The following is a 16,941-nucleotide window of genomic DNA, read 5'->3' on the forward strand; positions in this document are numbered from 1 at the left end:
GATGGGCAAATATTTATTTGCCCCTACAAGCTAAAAAGAAAAATAGAAATAGTGAATGAATAGTGTAAACGACATAAAAACAGACAGTAAATATTCATTTTGGATATTCCTGTCATTATTATTCGCCTTATCCCTGTTTATGGTATGCTGGTTCGGGCCGGTATCCGCATATGCAGGGCACGACTATTTCTTCAACATAGGGAGGTTCAATGTGCTGATTGATGCGTTGAAATCGGGTAATTACCCTATTTACTTAGACTACAACGCTCTTGAAGGCTACGGCTATTTCACCAAAGGATTTTATCCCGACCTAATAATATTGCCGTTTGCGGCATTGGGTATCCTCACAGGGACAATCGCAGCATATAATGTGATGATTTTTACCATGACATTCCTCTGCGGATTGCTCACATATATTGCAGTGAATACAGTATTCAGGAATACATTCGTAGCATCGGTAAGCGCAATTCTATATACATTTTCGGCTTATCATCTGTTCGACTGGTATAACCGTGCAGCTCTGGGCGAATCGCTTTCATTCACGTTCCTGCCTGTTATATTCCTCGGGCTTTACCACATCATAAAGGGTGATTACAGAAAATGGTATTTGCTGACAATCGGATATAGCCTGCTTATTTATACACATCTGCTATCATCGTTCCTTACCTTTATTACCCTTGCCCTTATTGTCATCATCTGCTATAAACCACTGATAAAAGAGCCCAAGCGGATAGGCTACTTAGCACTGGCTGCAATAATTACCCTACCTATCGTAAGCAGCTATATACTGACACTGCTGGAACAAATGACATCCAATACATTCTATTACAGCACAAAAGAAAACATAACCGGACAAACCAAACTCGGTTTGCAAGACCTCGGCTGGGGATTTCTCAGCGGAATATTATATCCCAAAACTGAAAATATGGCCGGCACAGGCCCGTTGCTTTTTTTACTTGTACTATTAAGGTTATTTGTAAAAGAGAAGAATTCATCTGTCAAGGTCGCTGATTTTTGCCTTTTAACCGGGATTATTCTGCTTGTCATTGCTTCCGCTGTTTTCCCTTGGGGACGGCTGCCACTCGGATTCATCCAGTTCCCGTGGCGGTTGTATGAATTTATTATATTTTTCTTTGCTATCGGCGGAGCATATTACTTATCTGTGATAGTAAGAAACAGAAAACAGCAGATTGTTGCGGGAAGTGTGATTGTCCTTTTTACTCTTATTACTTTCATTGTAAACAATAACAATTATAAATACTGGCAATCACTGGCCATAAGTGAAGCTCCGCATTGGTTCACAGGAGTTGCCTCGGTAGACAATGAATATTATCTGGGCGGACTGGAATATCTTCCTGTAAATGTGCCGTCACACCATTATATACATGAGCGGGGAGATATAGTGATATCGAAAAATGAAGAAACTGTCATCTCTAATTTTACAAGAAAAGAAGGTGTAACTTCATTTGATATAGATATAAAGAATCCGAGTAAATTGGAACTGCCATTGGTATATTACAAAGGATACGAAGCCTCATATTTAGATAAAAAGAATGGAATGCCCGTTACTGAAAGTGAAAACGGATTGGTACAGATTGAAGCCGGTAAATCGGGGCAAATAGAGGTCGTTTACAGATGGACAGCCACACAGCAATATAGCTGGTATATTTCCATATTGAGCACTATTGGGCTGATAATATATATCTTTGTCTCTAATCGCAAACGGAGTGATGTAAACAAATGATGAATAAAATAAATAGTCTTATAGCAACCATAGCTGCGAATAAGAAATCCCATTTCTGGGTTTTCTTTACCACATTGATACTTCTTTCATTTTATATGACAGAAGTCTTCGGCGCGGTGTACGAGCATCCGGGCTATGACTATTACTTTCACCTGAAACGTTTCGAGGCACTGATTACCGCGCTTCGGGAAGGAACTTTTCCTCATTATATAGACTATGCTGCGGCACTCAATTACGGCTATCTGAGCAAGGTATTCTACTCCGATATCATATTGATTCCTTTTGCTATATTGGGTGTCCTTATCGGTTCGTACAACGCCTTCGAAGTGATGCTGTTTACCATGACCATTCTTTGCGGAATATTCATGTATTCTGCGGTGAAAACAATATATAAGAGTTCGTTTGCAGCTTTTGTTGCAGGGATACTCTATACATTCTCCGTCTATCGCTTCTATGATATTTACAACCGTGGTGCCATGGGCGAAGTCTTTGCCTTTACATTTATTCCCCTGGTATTTCTGGGACTTTACCATATAATTAAAGGCGATTATAAGAAATGGTATATTATTGCCATTGGTTTCAGTCTGCTTATTTTTTCACATGTTATCTCTACGGTTCTCACATTTATTACAGTTGTGATAGTACTTATTTTCTACTGTAAACCATTGATAAAAGAACCCAAAAGATTCGCTTACCTCATTCTCGCGGGAATTGTCACCTTAGCCATTACAGCAGTCTATATATTTCCGCTATGGGAGCAGATGCAGGCAAACACATACCGCTATGAGACCAACAATTGGACGCTGCCTGCCAATGCCAAGATTCCCCTCGATTATGTTTTCTGGGGGTTGGTGAGCGGATTCTATTATCCTGACGATATATCGATAGTAGGCATCGGTATTTTGCTGACTTCGGTTATTCTGCTTCGTTTCTTTATCAGGGGTAAATCAGAACTGCTGAAAAGTGTGGATATCGGGCTGCTTATCGGGTTGTTTTATATTTTTGCATCTTCGCAGTTATTCCCGTGGGGACGGTTTCCGTTCACCCTGTTGTCTTTTATCCAGTATCCGGGACGGTTGTACCTACTGGTGACATTCTTCTTTGCCGTGGCAGGGGGGTATTATCTATCGAGGATATTTGTGAAAGAAAAAGTCCGTTTTATTGTGGTTTTAGCGGTTATCCTATGTACTTCCATCGTAATATATATGCACAACGATAATTACAGGATTATGCATACCCATATCGGGCAAACCAACGAAAAACCTGATGCAAGCAATTTTTTCTACCTGAATGGGGCCGAATATGTTCCCGATAAAGCAGAATCTGCTTATCACATTCTTCTCAGAGGCGACAGTATTGCTTCCATAAATGGAAATACGGTGGTTGAAAGCCACAGCCGGGACAAGCATATACTGCATATCAGGATAAATGCACAAAGCACGGATTCACTGGAACTTCCGCTCTTCTACTACAAAGGCTACACTGCACTCCTGAACGAGAAAGAGCTGCCAATCACCCAAAGCACACACGGTCTTATACAGATACCTGTGAATGAAACGGGTAATGTGAAAGTATATTACGAAGGTACAATTATTCAAAAAGTGAGCTTCGGTATTTCCATTCTCGCTATATTTGCATTATGTATTTATATTCTTATACAAAGAAGAAAGAAACCATTTAAAACGTAATGCAATGCAATATTCTAACTGGGATTACATATACGCCATATTCATGCTCATTTTCGGCATCTTTATGATTATCAGCCCGCGCTCGCTCATGCGCAAGGCCAAATATGACGAAGAAAGCCTGAAGACTGAATCGTGGGTAAAAAAAGCAGGCATAGGCCTGTGCATAATAGCACCCCTTTTCGCCCTCTTCATATACTACAAGATGCATGCTTGACGGCTTCGTCGAATATGGTTATATCGGCCTTTTTCTGGCATCTTTCCTGGCGGCAACTATTCTGCCGTTCGGGTCGGAATTTGTCTTTGCCGGGCTTTTGGCTATGGGGATGAATGCCTGGGGATGTGTCATTGTAGCCTCAGTAGGTAACTGGCTGGGAGGTATGACCAACTATTACCTGGGCCGTCTGGGAAAAATAGAATGGATAGAAAAATACCTGAAAGTAGACCGGGGCAAGATAGAAAAGATGCAGCAATGGCTAGAAGGAAAAGGAGCGATAATGGCCTTTTTCAGTTTCATGCCTGTTGTGGGCGATATCATCGCGCTGGCTTTGGGCTATATGCGGGCAAATGTATATATTGTCAATGTGGCGATGTTCTCGGGTAAATTGTTGCGGTATATATTGATTATGTATGGTGTGAGTTGGATTATATGATGATGTATATTTATTGGGGAAGTTTATCTATACTTAAATCGGTGAACAGTGAACAGTCGGAGAAAGGAAAGCTAGTAATGAAAAATAGTGTAAAAAATGTAACTTTTGTAACTTTTTCTAGAGATAGGCCACTGATGCGTCAGCTACTGTTAACTGATTCAAAAATGTCAGATATGTCAGATTTTAACAAAAATAGTACACTCCAATAACTAACTCTTTTAACGCAAAGGGCGTAAAAGTTGACAATTGGAAAATAGTGTAAAAAGTGTCAACTTTGTCAGGTTTTTTGAACATTGATAATGCTAAATTATTTTTTTAATAGAACAAACTAATGTCAACTATATTATTCCACGAAATAGTTTTTGGACCTATACACAGCCGGCGTCTCGGCAGTTCGCTGGGGATGAACCTCCTCCCCTACGACGGGAAGTTATGCTCATTCGACTGTATCTACTGTGAATGCGGGTATAACAAAGACTTCAGGACGAGAACAAAACTTCCCGACCGCGAAAATGTAAAGGCTGCGCTTGAAGATAAACTTATCCGGCTCCGCGAAGAAAATGCCGATATTGACGTTATCACCTTCGCAGGAAACGGCGAGCCGACTATGCATCCTCAATTTGCCGGAATCATAGACGATACGATAGAATTACGGGACAAATATTTCCCCAAAGCAAAGATCAGTGTGCTGTCCAACGCCATGCATGCAGGAAAGAAGACGGTTTTTGACGCGCTGGAAAAGGTAGACAATAATATACTTAAGCTCGACTCAGGTATACTGGAAACTATACGCCTGATAGATCGCCCCAACTCACCGGAATACAGCGTCGAAAAACAAAAGGAGCTATTTAAGCGTTTCAAAGGCAATTTTATTATGCAAACAATGTTTGTAACAGGGAGTCACAATGGAAAAATTGTGGACAATACTACAGAAGAGGAAATTTCGGCATGGCTGCAAATAGTAAAAGAAACAAATCCACGCGAAGTGATGATATATACGATCGACAGGGAAACGCCCGAAAAGAATCTTGAGAAAGTTTCTGTGGAGAAGTTAAAGGAAATCGCAAAACGTATCGAAGAATTAGGAATAAAAGTCAATGTTGCAGGTTAAGTAATATTGATAATCAACAACTCTATAAATAAATTAAACATAATAATGGTAACAATCGTATTCAGCCACCCATGGCATGGTAGCTTTAACAAAGCTATTTTAGACACAATTTCAGCAAAATTCGAACAACAAAACAAGGCTTATCAGGTTATCGACCTCCCTAAAGATAAATTCAACCCCTCATTTTCAGAAGCGGAACTTGCAGTATATAATCAGGGAAAGGCTATCGACCCGCTCGTTCTGAAATATCAGGAGATGCTGAATAAATCTGATGAGGCTATATTCATATATCCAATCTGGTGGGGAACAATGCCTGCTATACTGAAAGGCTTTTTTGATAAAGTACTTCTTCAAGGTTTTGCTTTCAGCTATGAAAATGGATGGACTCCATTGCTCAAAATCGGACGGGCTACAGTAATCACAACATCGGAGAGTGCCGGCGAAATATTCAAGCCTTTCGTTCAGGATTATTTTATTCCTAACATGCTCTATTCGGTAGGTATCAACAATGCCACATGGCTCAATTGCGAACACACCTCCACAGGTACCGACGAGATGCGCAAAGACTTCCTCAAGAAAGTGGAAGCTACGGTGTGATATAGAAAACTTAAAATACAAAGGGACAGACTATACAGCCTGTCCTTTCTTATCTTCTTTTAAAGAACCTGAACACTAGGCACCAACTACTACACTTCTACTGCCATCTTCCAAGACTTTGATACTGACATTCACTGTATCGGCCGGCAGGAGGTTCTCAATCAGTTCGGGCCACTCGATAAAACAGAGGCTACCGCTGTAGAAATAATCTTCGTAGCCGAAATCGAAAGCCTCTTCCACTTTGTTGATCCGGTAGAAGTCGAAATGGTAAATCAACTCTCCACTATCGGAACGGTATTCGTTGACGATGGCGAATGTAGGGCTGTTTATAGTATCTGACACACCCAATTTCTCGCAGATGGCTTTGATAAAGGTAGTCTTACCCGCACCCATTTCGCCACGGAATGCAAAGACGGTATTATCTCCCATCGATTTTACGAATTCGATAGCGGCCTGATCCATGTCCTCTAGTGATTTTATTGTAATATTCATATCTAATCATCATTAATTTGATTACAAAGATATATTTTGTCTTGCATTCTTTATGCTTTTTTACGCCTACCTCCTTATTTTATTTGATGAAGTTTAAATAAAATTATCTATATGGAAAGAAGGGGTTATTAAGAATGAAAAAAGCGACAAAAAGAAAAAATCTTCAATTTGTCGCTCTCTGTGCGATAAGGTATCAGATTATCGAACACTTATAGAGGATTTTGTGAAAGTTATTGAGTTTATGAAGTATATTAATTTTATGGATATGGTGAGATGATGCATAAAAGAATTATCCTACCCTTAGGCGTTCTATTCTCGATGATTTAGATTTAATTTATGAGTTGAAAGAGTGGATTCCAAAGCCATAATTAACTTATTGTTATTATAGCTATATTTGAAAAGGAATCTAAAACACACAAATGTATGACTAATAATGATTATGACACAATTTTGATAACAGGGAATGGATTTGATTTAAATTTAGGTTTAAAAACAGGTTATCAGGATTTTATAGTAAGTGATGCTTTCAGTAACTTACTAAAGGCAAACAATCAGCTTTGTATATATCTAAAAAATCAACATGAACTAAATAATTGGATAGATATTGAAAATGAACTGAAAGAATACTCGAAGTCAATATATAAAGATTCTAATAGAAATATATTTAGACAAGAATATCAATCTTTGTGTAAATCTTTATGCGATTATTTGAATAACATAGATATGTCATATGTAGATAATATAGATGAAACATCCCAAGCTTATGAAATTCTCACAGAGAAATTTGAAAGACTATTAATTTTCAATTTTAATTATACATTAAGTATTGAATATCTTTTATATAAGAAAAATTTAAATCATAAAGTTATCAAGGTGCATGGTACTGCTAAAGAGAACAGAATTGTTTTTGGTGTAGAAGATAATGCAAGAATTAATGCAAGTGATGTTTTTTTGAAAAAATCGACTTGCATATGGAACAAAATATATGATATTGATAAAATTTTATCTAATGCAAAAGATATTATATTCTTAGGATATTCTTTAGGAGAAACTGACCATCATTATTTCGAACAGTTTTTTAAGGCTGCTGCTATAAATAATTTCATGGATAGAAGTCGAAAGAATATTTTTATATCATATTATAAAGAAGATAGCATGTATGATATCCTCAAACAGATAGATTACATGACAAGCAATCGAATCCAAGGTCTTAGGACTCATCAAAATTTTGAAATGTTTGATTTAGCAAAATAGTATTGCTTTAATTATTAAAAGAATATATAATCGAAGGTTGCAGTCCAGTAACGTTTTTTCTTTTTTATAAAAATAATTTCAATAACTATTTACAATTTACTTTTTCAAATTTATATATCTGTATGAGATATATAAAATAGAATGTTTTTTCCACTTATATAAAAGAAAAAAGAGACAAAATGGAAAAATTACCAAATTGTCTCTTTGAGTGCGGATGAAGGGACTCGAACCCCCACGCCTCACGGCACCAGATCCTAAGTCTGGCGCGGCTACCAATTACGCCACATCCGCGTAGCTAATTGCGTTAGCGGGTACAAAGGTATAATTATTTTTCTAATAACAATGCTTTATATGCAAAAAATGGAATTTTTGACAAAAATAAGATCATATAAGTCTGAAAAAGACCCGGAAACCCGGAACAGACATACAATTTTTAAGTTAATGCTTTCGGGTAAATTTTAGCTTTTTTCTTTCCGTTTTTTTTCATAGCTTTGTCCTGCTAAAGAAGAAATTGAGATGGATAACTATATAGTTTCAGCACGCAAATACCGCCCTATGACCTTCAACTCGGTTGTCGGGCAGCGCGCATTGACCACTACTCTCAAAAATGCGATTGCTTCAGGGAAACTGGCACATGCCTACCTGTTCTGCGGTCCGCGTGGAGTAGGAAAAACAACCTGTGCCCGTATCTTCGCTAAAACTATTAATTGCCTTTCACCAGCAGCAGACGGCGAAGCATGCAATCAATGCGAATCCTGTGTGGCGTTCAACGAACAGCGTTCTTTTAACATCCACGAACTCGATGCCGCATCCAACAACTCGGTAGACGATATCCGTTCATTGATAGAGCAGGTGCGCATACCTCCGCAAATCGGAAAATATAAGGTATATATCATCGACGAGGTACACATGCTTTCGCAAGCAGCATTCAATGCTTTCCTTAAAACATTGGAAGAGCCTCCGCATCATGCTATCTTTATCCTTGCAACAACGGAGAAGCATAAAATACTGCCTACTATTTTGTCCCGTTGCCAAATATATGACTTCAGCCGCATTACAATTAAAGATACTGTAGAGCATCTCCAATATGTAGCGTCTCAGGAAAATGTACAGACAGAGCCGGAAGCCTTGAATGTACTGGCCCAAAAAGCCGATGGGGGAATGCGTGATGCATTATCCATTTTTGATCAGGTAGTTAGTTTCACAGGAGGAAATGTAACATACAAGGCAGTCATAGAAAACCTGAATGTACTGGATTATGAATACTATTTCAGGCTTACTGACTGTATCCTTGCCAACAATGTTGTGGACGGGCTGCTCATATTAAATGAAATATTGAGTAAAGGCTTTGACGGCAATAATGTCATAACTGGTATTGCCTCTCATTTCAGAGACCTGCTTCTATGCAAAGACCCGAAAACGGCTGAGTTGTTTGAAGTCGGTGCTTCTATCCGGGACAGATACATTGAGACTGCCAGAAAATGCAACAACGAATTTCTCTACAAGGCAATAGATATAGTCAATGAAAGTGACCTCAATTACAGGCTAAGCCGAAACAAGCGGTTACTATCCGATCTGACCGTCATACGACTATGTCAACTATCTTCCCCTCAGACAGGTTTGGAAGATCAAAAAAAAAAGCAGGTAATTGATCCTATATTTTCGAAACAGGAGGCCAAACAGACTCCTCCAACAAATCAGACAGTTCCGCAGTCCCAAAACAGCCGGCCTGCACCAGCACCTGTTACAAGAAATATTCCAAGTACGCCTCAGCCTGCAAGCAGTACCCCAACCACAAGTACCCCAAAGCCGATGTCAGCCGGGGGATTAGGTATCTCCATATCAGCTTTTGGACAGAAAAAGGAAGAAGAAGCTAAAGTTGAAGTGAAGGTCGAATCTTTAAATGAAAGATTCACCCCTCTCCAGCTTATCAATGAATGGAAAGCATTTGCCGAAGCCCTTACTGAGGAACATCATCTAAAGAACACAATGCTCAACTGCCTGCCAAATCTTATAGAAAATACATTATTTGAGGTTGTGGTAAATAATCCCGTACAGGAGCAACGATTGTTAGAACACAGAATGGATATTCTGATAAAATTAAGAACCCAACTTCGCAATACTCACATAAAAATGCAAGTTCGTATAAGTGAGGATAATGAGAAGAAACTCGCCTTTACACCAGCAGAGAAATTCAATCTGATGATGGAAGAGAATGAAAGTCTCCGCCGGTTGAAAGACGAATTCGGTTTGGAGCTTTCATAAAACGATCATTTCTCTTTCAGATATACCGACCGGATTTGCTTCTCTCCATTCAGCTCTATATTGAAGGCATGCTCTGAGATTTCTTTCTTCTTTTTCCTGTCGGTAAATGTAGTTTCAATCTTTATAGGTAGCGTGGCAAAATAAATACCTTTATTATCCTTTATAACTTCAGGATAATCAGATGGCAATTTATACGAAACACTTTTTATTTTCTTGAGTTTAAGATCTGCCTTTATAGAATCTGCAATAACAATATTAGGTTGGTTTTGCATATCAAAGAACTTAAGCAACACCGATGCGGAACTCTTTTGTATATCTTTATTATTCACGGACGAAAGAGCTTTAAAGAAGTCGGACAATACTTTCTCTACATTTTTTAGTTCGTCCCCTTCAATGACCTTGAGCTGGCTGAGATATTCATACTTCTGTTTTGCTACATCCTCATATTCTCCTGCATAACGACCTATTTTTACATTATCGAGATAAGCCTGATAAGCATCAGGCGTATTCTGCTCCATTGCCTGAAGCCAACTAAGAGAATCCACTACATGTTTTATTTGCCTTTCATATGGCGTTTGCGGATGGTCTGCCAAAAAAGAAAAAAGAGCATCTACATTCCCCAATTTGCGAAGAGACTCCCATTCATTTCGTTCCTGCTCCCGTAGTTGCATGATTTTATTCTGAGCTTCGTTACTGTATCTCCCTTCGGGATAATGAACCAGATATTTGGAATAACTTAAAGGTGTGTTTTCCTCAATGCATTTATTCCAGTATCGAGATTCCGTTGCCTCCTCGTCTTTATTCTTCACAAAAAGCCCCCCTATACCTAACAAGAGCATAAACACTAATCCTATAGCAACAAAAACAAATAATTTCTTATTGCTTTTCGAAAGGGAAACCCGCTTCAAATTTTCCTCTACACTGTTCTCTATTGGCTTTTCGTTATAAGACGTATCCTCTTCCTCCTCCGGTGCAGCCTTCTCCTCTTCTATAAACATAGATTCAGAATCGTCTTTATTATATAGTAATTCCTCCGAATATGCATTTTGAGCAATTTCCTGACAGTCGCCACAGAAGGTTTCTCCTTCGTTTGTGCTTTTTCCGCAAAGCGGACATCTATTATCGTTATCTGCCATATCCCTTATTTTGTGATGTAGTTAATAATCTGCATACAACAAATATTTCTCCCGCATTGTTCTATATTTAATCAGGTCTTTTTCCCATGTTCTATAAATATCTTCTGCCGACACACCTTTAATAATCTGCAATCTTAGGGCATTCGTACCGGCCAATAGATCCATAAATCTAGGATTTGTAAAAAATGCAGCACCCAGTTCAGATTTTTTATAAAAGTCTATCAGGAATCTCAAATCAAGTCCGGGCTGATATTTATACTTCCTTAAATCAAGTCCGTAACAAGTCTTATTGACATTCAACGGGCTTTTATTTCCCTCATTGGGGCGTGGAGTAAAGGAAAACTTTCCATATTTCGGATTAGGGGCTCCCACTACCTGAAAAGGGAAATCGGTACCACGTCCGATACTCACATTTGTAGCTTCAAAAAAACAGAGGGAGGGGTATAAACCTACTGCCCAGTCATTTGGTAAATTAGGTGATGGTTTTACAGGAAGAAAGTAATAAGCCCCATGATTCCATCCGGTCATTGGGATCACTTTCAGATCAGATTTTATTCCACCTTTCAGCCAGCCTTCACCGTTTATCATCCGGGCTAATTCACCCACAGTAAGTCCGTGCAGAACGGGAATCGGATGCATACCCACGAATGACTTATATTTTAAGTCCAAAACAGGCCCGTCAATACGATCATTTGGATTGGGACGATCCATGACAATACATTCTTTCCCGTTCTCGGCACATGCCTCCATTACATAATGCATTGTACTAATGTATGTATAAAAACGTGCTCCGACATCCTGTATGTCGAAAATAAGTATATCCGTATCTTTCAACTGGTCTGCCGTCGGTTTATAATTTTTCCCATACAGGGAAATGACAGGAGTTCCGGTCTTGGTATCTTTACCATCCACTATCTTCTCTCCCGCATCTGCATTTCCCCGGAAACCATGTTCGGGAGCAAAGATTTTGGTTATATGAATCCTGTGAGATAAAAGTGTATCTAACAGGTGTGTCCCATTAGATAATACGGAAGTTTGATTAACTATTAAAGCAATTTTTTTATCTTTGATTGCAGGTAATAAAACATCAAGCCTGTCTGCACCTAACGACAAGGATTGAGCAAAAACCGTTATATTTGAGATGAGATATATAAGTGTAAGGGAAAATATATAAAACTTTTTCATTTGTCTGACTGTTTTGAAAGTGAAAAGCCGTTTTACAAACTTACTTATTTTTATACGAAAAAAGACCGAATGCTATATGAATACGCTAGCTATAATCGAAAAATATTATAAAAAAGACTCGGATCTGTACAATATCTTGGTACAGCACAGCACCGATGTTACCAACAAGGCTTTATCCATAGCTGCAAATCATCCGGAACTGAATATCGACAGCAAGTTTGTAAGCGAAGCCGGCATGCTCCACGACATCGGCATCTTTATGACAAATGCACCTTCTATAAAATGCTTCGGCATAGAGCCTTATGTAGCACATGGCTATCTCGGACGTGTAATTGTAGAGAATGCCGGATACCCCATGCACGCACTTGTGTGCGAAAGACATACCGGTACAGGAATATCACTTGAGGAAATTATTGAGAATAATATGCCCGTGCCTCACAGAGATATGCGTCCTGTGAGCATCGAAGAGAAGCTAATATGCTTTGCAGATTGTTTCTTCTCCAAAACCCGGCTGGGAGAGGAACGGCCGATAGACAAAGTGCGGCAAAGCCTGTCCAAATTCGGAGAAACTTCCGTCCGGCAATTCGACAGATGGTGCGCTATATTCCTATGACAAGAAACAAAACCTAGCCTCCCTTCTTTTAAAAATTCATATCTTTGCTTACGAAACCAATTAATAATACACACAAATAGAATGCCTATGAAGAAAATCCTAATTATCTTAACTATTTGTTTATCTGCAATAACTACGGCTTCAGCTCAAGATCAGACCAGAAAGCTTTCATTTGCCGGAAGCCTCAATTACGGCTCGAAAGTAGAATCATTAGGAATAGGCCTCCGGGCACAATATGGTTTTACCAGCCACCTGAGAGGAACCGCCGAATATAAATACTATATAGACAGGCACAACCTCAGTGCATTCGGGATCAACGCCGACGGACATTATGTTTTCAGTGCCTCAGAAACCGTATCTCTATACCCTCTCGCCGGACTGAATTTAACTCGTTGGACTTACGATCCGGGCAGATCTGATTCCGATGACCCTAAATATTCAAATAACCGCATAGGATTAAATTTAGGTCTCGGAGGACAAGTCTCCCTGGACGACAATACATTTATCCAGATTGAAGCAAAAGAAGCCTTTATCAAGAACTACTCACAATTTGTGGTATCTGTCGGCTTCATGTATCAGTTCTGACGACATAAAAGAGGGATGAAATATATAAAAGGGTGATCTCAACGGGTCATCCTTTTTCTATACATCTACAAACAAATGCCATCCGGGTATTGTTATCTTAGTATGAGTATCTGTAATTGAAACCTTTTTATCATTATGATCAAATCAATCATACCCATAATCGCAATCTGTTTACTTTCCTATGCATGTTCCTTCTCAACAAAGAAAGACAGTCTGCAAACCAGTACCGATAAACCGGCAGAAAAGATAGAGAACATTCCGGCAATGATTCCATCCGGTAACGGAATTATCCGCCTGAATGTAGTCAACGGAAAGGGCAAGGTAGCTATACACAAGAAAAAGAACCAGATCATTTATGTCGAATTCGAATCCAAAGGCTACAAAAAGATTACCGCTCAACTATATTCCACAGACTCACTCGCGAATATCAGATTCTCCCAGATAACACTTCCTAATGGCAGCATGGATGGGCCTTTTGGCCGGAATCTAAGTTACAGTATACCTTCCGATGGAATATGCAAACTATCCATCCATGAAAATATGATGGCAGGTGATCCCTGGGGAGGCATTATGGAAGTGGAGGTATCTCTCACTAAATAGGCTGTGACCCAATGAATAAAAAAGCCACTCTTCCGAACGGCTATCCCACTATATTGTATCTTTTGTTATCTGACAACTATCTTCTGTGCTACTTTTCCCGCCTTTATTATATAAAGTCCTTTAGGTAACTCGAGAGGACAAGTTCCGATACACGTCTTCAGATTGACACTGGTAACCTTTACACCCAGAATACTATATACCTCAAGATATCCCGATGTAGGAACATTCTCCAACGGAATCCTGACCGTACCACCATTAACTTCAACAATCAGATTCATTGTTTTATCTGTAGTCTGCTGAGGTTCGGACACAAAAATATTTGACGGAAAGTCCGTCTCTCCCGCATGTGCAGAGAAAGTGGCTCCACCAAACAATATAAGGAATAGTATGTTTCTCAAATTTACCATGTATCTATTATTCCTAATATTCACAAATATAGGCATTAAACCTTATAAAAGAATAAAAAGACTAAAAAAAATAAGGGCTTTCACAATTTTTCACGAAGTCCTTCGTTAGCAAGTACAGTGTTTGCAAATACCGCCCTAGCCTCTTCCAGTAAAATATTATTATCAGGATAGCGGGCCGAAAAATGACCCAGCATCAACTTCTTCACATTTGCCATCTTTGCTATTTGTGCGGCTTGCCCGGCGGTCGAATGGCCTGTCTCTTTAGCACGGGACTTATCCGTATCAGCGAATGTAGCTTCGTGATAAAGCAGATCCACACCCTCAATGACAGGTATAATCTTCTCACTATAAGCCGTATCGGAGCAGTAAGCATAGCAACGCGCAGGTTCGGCAGGAATTGTCAGTCTTTCATGAGGTATAACTTTACCCTCTTCGGTAACAAAATCAGCTCCCTGTTTTATTTTCGCCAACTCCCTTATCGGTATATTGTAGAATTTTATCATATCAGGTAGCAGATGCGCCTCTTTTTGCTTCTCCTCAAAGAGGAATCCCGCGCAAGGCACTCTGTGCACGAGTGGTATCGTTTTCACTGAAACGGACCTGTCTTCGTAAATAACTTCGCTTACTTTCGGATTGAATACTTCTATTTTAACCTCAAAAGGATTGTCCTTACAGAAGAAGTCGATTTCGGGGCGAAGGGTATTTTCAAGTCCGGCAACAGTATGTATTACAAGAGCACCCGTTCGTCCCAGAAGCCCCAATGTAGATATCAGTCCGATAAGACCAAAACAATGGTCTCCGTGCAGATGTGAGATAAATATATGGTTAAGACGCCCAAAACGCAGCTTGCTACGCCTGAATTGCAGCTGAGTTCCCTCCCCGCAATCTATCATATATAATTTCTCCCTGATATTCAGCACCTGAGATGATGGATTGTGTAAAGTTGTAGGTGTGGCAGAGCCACAACCCAATATATCCAATTCAAATCTTTCCATTCTTACTACTCGATATGTATCAGTTTGTGCGTTTGCAGGCTGAGCCGCCATTGAGGGTGCAGTTTTATAAGCTCCACACAATAGGCGACATTCTCCAGATTGATTTTATCTGCATCGAATACAGGACTCAGAAAGTAATTATCGGCTTTTGGAAATACCGAGATATCCGGCACCGGATCTCCTGCCTGTATAGGCATACGAATCTCATGGACAAAAGGAATCCGGTTCTTTATTGTTTCATAGTCCTGCTTAGGGCTACAGGTGATATAATCTATCAATGAAGGCACCCTTCGCGTACCATTTGTCTCTATTGCCTGCTTATATCCGTGTTCGCGGAATACAGCCAGATGAGCATCCCTTAACTGGATGGTAGGCTCACCGCCGGTCCATATGATCCACTTGCATGGATAGACACTGATAGCTTCCAGTATTTCGTCCACGCTCATTTCGTCACCATCAGCAAAATCAGTATCGCAGAAACTGCATGCCAGGTTGCACTTTGTAAGCCTGATAAATACAGACGCTTCACCCGTACGCCCCCCTTCACCTTGCAGCGAATAGAAAATCTCATTCACTATCAGCTTCATAGATGGCTGTTGTTTTAGGGGTTTCGGATACTTCTACCGCATATAGCTCGGGAATGTCCTTTTTGAAAATATCATACAGGTACTTTGCCATATTCTCGGCTGTCGGATTGAATGCCAATATATCATTCAGGTGCCTGTGGTCGAGTGTATTGTCAATATACTGCTTCACGCTATCGAGCTCTCTGTAGTCTTTTATAAATCCTACGGTATTCAATTGCTTTGCCTGCAGGTGTACGGTGATCACATAATTGTGCCCATGCAGCCGAGAACAAGGATGCTCGAGAGGCAAACCCTCGAGTATATGTGAAGCGGAAAACGAAAATTGTTTACTTATTTTATACATGTTATTATTCTATTCCAATCCGGATATATATTTTTCTGATAAAAACATTTCTATCAATGGTACATTTACAACTTTCAACTATTAAAAGTAACAAAGGTAACACATTTTTTACAGTAGATGGCAAACAGTATTCTCACGCAAAGACGCTAAGTAGCAATGTTCAATTTATAACCCATTGCAATATTTGCATTTATTAACTACATTCTATTAAAACCTGACATATCTGACAACTTTTCTTCTATTTTTTTACTTGTCATTTTTATATTCGTTAACAGTGTATGGTTAAAAAGTAACAAAGGTAACACAGAAAACAATTAATAATTAAGAATGAAAAATGAAAAATTAATAATTAGCTTGTCAGACAGAGCGAAGCATCTCTTTCATAAAAAAGTGACAAACTTAACAGGTTTTGCATTCTCTTTGTAGGGGCGAATAAACATTCACTAGTGTCCACTAAAAAAAATTAAGACATAATTGAGTATCATTTTGATAGTTTATCTGCGTATCATTATTATTAAAAAGATTTTCTATTGGCATTCTTTCAAATAATGATAAACTAAGTATTCGTAATATTTCATAAGTGGACACTTTTATTTTTAATTCATGTTTCATGATTGTAACAAGACAATAGGTTATTATAGCAGAAAATATTTGAATTTTGACGGCATTTTCAGAAGTCCCATAAAACT

18 protein-coding genes, 1 tRNA gene and 1 pseudogene are annotated in these 16,941 nt (G+C 39.1%); 11 read left to right on the plus strand and 9 right to left on the minus strand.

From position 1 onward, the window contains the following. Window positions 1–55 precede the first annotated feature (55 nt). From IR083_RS17630 to IR083_RS17655, 6 genes are all read left to right on the plus strand, one after another. Window positions 56–1,744 carry a hypothetical protein gene (locus IR083_RS17630; protein ID WP_194225281.1) on the plus strand — a complete coding sequence of 563 codons (1,689 nt, stop codon included), beginning with the start codon at window positions 56–58 and terminating at the stop codon, window positions 1,742–1,744. Beyond that, window positions 1,741–3,432: a YfhO family protein gene (locus IR083_RS17635; protein WP_194225282.1), complete on the plus strand. Its 1,692-nt coding sequence runs from the start codon at window positions 1,741–1,743 to the stop codon at window positions 3,430–3,432. Before IR083_RS17630 ends, IR083_RS17635 begins: the two co-directional genes overlap by 4 nt. 4 nt (window positions 3,433–3,436) lie before the next feature. Continuing rightward, window positions 3,437–3,646: a hypothetical protein gene (locus tag IR083_RS17640; protein WP_006800319.1), complete on the plus strand. Its 210-nt coding sequence runs from the start codon at window positions 3,437–3,439 to the stop codon at window positions 3,644–3,646. Then, window positions 3,639–4,082 carry a YqaA family protein gene (locus IR083_RS17645; RefSeq protein WP_194225283.1) on the plus strand — a complete coding sequence of 148 codons (444 nt, stop codon included), beginning with the start codon at window positions 3,639–3,641 and terminating at the stop codon, window positions 4,080–4,082. Before IR083_RS17640 ends, IR083_RS17645 begins: the two co-directional genes overlap by 8 nt. A 331-nt stretch (window positions 4,083–4,413) precedes the next feature. Beyond that, window positions 4,414–5,193 carry a radical SAM protein gene (locus tag IR083_RS17650; protein WP_194225284.1) on the plus strand — a complete coding sequence of 260 codons (780 nt, stop codon included), beginning with the start codon at window positions 4,414–4,416 and terminating at the stop codon, window positions 5,191–5,193. A 45-nt stretch (window positions 5,194–5,238) separates the two neighbouring features. Continuing rightward, entirely contained in the window at window positions 5,239–5,790 is a 552-nt protein-coding gene (locus IR083_RS17655; protein ID WP_194225285.1) for an NAD(P)H-dependent oxidoreductase, read from the plus strand. Between the two features lie 75 nt (window positions 5,791–5,865). On the opposite strand, the gene tsaE is transcribed toward IR083_RS17655, so the two are convergent. Next, window positions 5,866–6,282 (minus strand): tRNA (adenosine(37)-N6)-threonylcarbamoyltransferase complex ATPase subunit type 1 TsaE, encoded by a 417-nt coding sequence (tsaE, locus tag IR083_RS17660; RefSeq protein WP_006800324.1) that lies wholly within the window; start codon window positions 6,280–6,282, stop codon window positions 5,866–5,868. Between the two features lie 423 nt (window positions 6,283–6,705). Between tsaE and IR083_RS17665 the strand changes: the two genes are divergently transcribed. Next, the gene (locus IR083_RS17665) at window positions 6,706–7,536 is read left to right on the plus strand and encodes an AbiH family protein (RefSeq protein ID WP_006800325.1); all 831 of its coding nucleotides are present in this window, start codon (window positions 6,706–6,708) and stop codon (window positions 7,534–7,536) included. A 209-nt stretch (window positions 7,537–7,745) separates the two neighbouring features. Here IR083_RS17665 and IR083_RS17670 read toward each other — a convergent pair. After that, window positions 7,746–7,827, minus strand: a tRNA-Leu gene (locus IR083_RS17670). Between the two features lie 225 nt (window positions 7,828–8,052). On the opposite strand from IR083_RS17670, the gene IR083_RS17675 reads away from it, so the two are divergent. Next, window positions 8,053–9,801 carry a DNA polymerase III subunit gamma/tau gene (locus tag IR083_RS17675; RefSeq protein ID WP_006800326.1) on the plus strand — a complete coding sequence of 583 codons (1,749 nt, stop codon included), beginning with the start codon at window positions 8,053–8,055 and terminating at the stop codon, window positions 9,799–9,801. Between the two features lie 5 nt (window positions 9,802–9,806). Here IR083_RS17675 and IR083_RS17680 read toward each other — a convergent pair whose 3' ends face one another. Then, the gene (locus IR083_RS17680) at window positions 9,807–10,937 is read right to left on the minus strand and encodes a hypothetical protein (RefSeq protein WP_194225286.1); all 1,131 of its coding nucleotides are present in this window, start codon (window positions 10,935–10,937) and stop codon (window positions 9,807–9,809) included. 21 nt (window positions 10,938–10,958) lie between these two features. Then, on the minus strand, window positions 10,959–12,122 hold the full coding sequence (locus IR083_RS17685) for an exo-beta-N-acetylmuramidase NamZ domain-containing protein (RefSeq protein ID WP_194225287.1): 1,164 nt from the start codon (window positions 12,120–12,122) through the stop codon (window positions 10,959–10,961). 76 nt (window positions 12,123–12,198) lie between these two features. Here IR083_RS17685 and IR083_RS17690 point away from each other — a divergent pair, with 76 nt between their 5' ends. The 3 genes from IR083_RS17690 to IR083_RS17700 all read left to right on the plus strand — a co-directional run bounded on the left by IR083_RS17690 (window position 12,199) and on the right by IR083_RS17700 (window position 13,920). Next, window positions 12,199–12,735, plus strand: coding sequence for an HDIG domain-containing metalloprotein (locus IR083_RS17690; RefSeq protein WP_006800329.1), 537 nt, complete (start codon window positions 12,199–12,201; stop codon window positions 12,733–12,735). 87 nt (window positions 12,736–12,822) lie between these two features. Beyond that, window positions 12,823–13,320: an outer membrane beta-barrel protein gene (locus IR083_RS17695; RefSeq protein ID WP_194225288.1), complete on the plus strand. Its 498-nt coding sequence runs from the start codon at window positions 12,823–12,825 to the stop codon at window positions 13,318–13,320. 135 nt (window positions 13,321–13,455) lie between these two features. Next, window positions 13,456–13,920, plus strand: a complete 465-nt coding sequence (locus IR083_RS17700; RefSeq protein WP_194225289.1) for a hypothetical protein — start codon at window positions 13,456–13,458, stop codon at window positions 13,918–13,920. Between the two features lie 65 nt (window positions 13,921–13,985). On the opposite strand, the gene IR083_RS17705 is transcribed toward IR083_RS17700, so the two are convergent. The 5 genes and pseudogenes from IR083_RS17705 to IR083_RS24495 form a co-directional block, all read right to left on the minus strand. Then, complete coding sequence (locus IR083_RS17705) at window positions 13,986–14,327, minus strand: T9SS C-terminal target domain-containing protein (RefSeq protein ID WP_194225290.1); 342 nt, start codon at window positions 14,325–14,327, stop codon at window positions 13,986–13,988. 80 nt (window positions 14,328–14,407) lie between these two features. After that, on the minus strand, window positions 14,408–15,322 hold the full coding sequence (locus IR083_RS17710; RefSeq protein WP_194225291.1) for a ribonuclease Z: 915 nt from the start codon (window positions 15,320–15,322) through the stop codon (window positions 14,408–14,410). Window positions 15,323–15,327: 5 nt separating this feature from the next. After that, window positions 15,328–15,909 (minus strand): 7-carboxy-7-deazaguanine synthase QueE, encoded by a 582-nt coding sequence (locus tag IR083_RS17715; protein WP_194225292.1) that lies wholly within the window; start codon window positions 15,907–15,909, stop codon window positions 15,328–15,330. After that, window positions 15,890–16,252 carry a 6-carboxytetrahydropterin synthase QueD gene (queD, locus tag IR083_RS17720; protein ID WP_194225293.1) on the minus strand — a complete coding sequence of 121 codons (363 nt, stop codon included), beginning with the start codon at window positions 16,250–16,252 and terminating at the stop codon, window positions 15,890–15,892. Before queD ends, IR083_RS17715 begins: the two co-directional genes overlap by 20 nt. A gap of 453 nt (window positions 16,253–16,705) precedes the next feature. Further along, window positions 16,706–16,941, minus strand: a pseudogene (locus IR083_RS24495) (IS4 family transposase); the annotation flags it as partial.

The organism is Dysgonomonas sp. GY75 (genome assembly GCF_015234155.1).
In the GTDB taxonomy this organism is placed as follows: domain Bacteria; phylum Bacteroidota; class Bacteroidia; order Bacteroidales; family Dysgonomonadaceae; genus Dysgonomonas; species Dysgonomonas gadei.

Coding starts and splice junctions, on each gene's coding strand:
- IR083_RS17650 (WP_194225284.1), top strand. CDS start 4,414: ATGTCAACTATATTATTCCACGAAATAGTTTTTGGACCTATACACAGC.
- IR083_RS17675 (WP_006800326.1), top strand. CDS start 8,053: ATGGATAACTATATAGTTTCAGCACGCAAATACCGCCCTATGACCTTC.
- IR083_RS17685 (WP_194225287.1), bottom strand. CDS start 12,122: ATGAAAAAGTTTTATATATTTTCCCTTACACTTATATATCTCATCTCA.
- IR083_RS17715 (WP_194225292.1), bottom strand. CDS start 15,909: ATGAAGCTGATAGTGAATGAGATTTTCTATTCGCTGCAAGGTGAAGGG.
- IR083_RS17645 (WP_194225283.1), top strand. CDS start 3,639: ATGCTTGACGGCTTCGTCGAATATGGTTATATCGGCCTTTTTCTGGCA.
- IR083_RS17710 (WP_194225291.1), bottom strand. CDS start 15,322: ATGGAAAGATTTGAATTGGATATATTGGGTTGTGGCTCTGCCACACCT.
- IR083_RS17695 (WP_194225288.1), top strand. CDS start 12,823: ATGAAGAAAATCCTAATTATCTTAACTATTTGTTTATCTGCAATAACT.
- IR083_RS17640 (WP_006800319.1), top strand. CDS start 3,437: ATGCAATATTCTAACTGGGATTACATATACGCCATATTCATGCTCATT.
- IR083_RS17680 (WP_194225286.1), bottom strand. CDS start 10,937: ATGGCAGATAACGATAATAGATGTCCGCTTTGCGGAAAAAGCACAAAC.
- IR083_RS17690 (WP_006800329.1), top strand. CDS start 12,199: ATGAATACGCTAGCTATAATCGAAAAATATTATAAAAAAGACTCGGAT.
- tsaE (WP_006800324.1), bottom strand. CDS start 6,282: ATGAATATTACAATAAAATCACTAGAGGACATGGATCAGGCCGCTATC.
- queD (WP_194225293.1), bottom strand. CDS start 16,252: ATGTATAAAATAAGTAAACAATTTTCGTTTTCCGCTTCACATATACTC.
- IR083_RS17655 (WP_194225285.1), top strand. CDS start 5,239: ATGGTAACAATCGTATTCAGCCACCCATGGCATGGTAGCTTTAACAAA.
- IR083_RS17700 (WP_194225289.1), top strand. CDS start 13,456: ATGATCAAATCAATCATACCCATAATCGCAATCTGTTTACTTTCCTAT.
- IR083_RS17630 (WP_194225281.1), top strand. CDS start 56: ATGAATAGTGTAAACGACATAAAAACAGACAGTAAATATTCATTTTGG.
- IR083_RS17705 (WP_194225290.1), bottom strand. CDS start 14,327: ATGGTAAATTTGAGAAACATACTATTCCTTATATTGTTTGGTGGAGCC.
- IR083_RS17635 (WP_194225282.1), top strand. CDS start 1,741: ATGATGAATAAAATAAATAGTCTTATAGCAACCATAGCTGCGAATAAG.
- IR083_RS17665 (WP_006800325.1), top strand. CDS start 6,706: ATGACTAATAATGATTATGACACAATTTTGATAACAGGGAATGGATTT.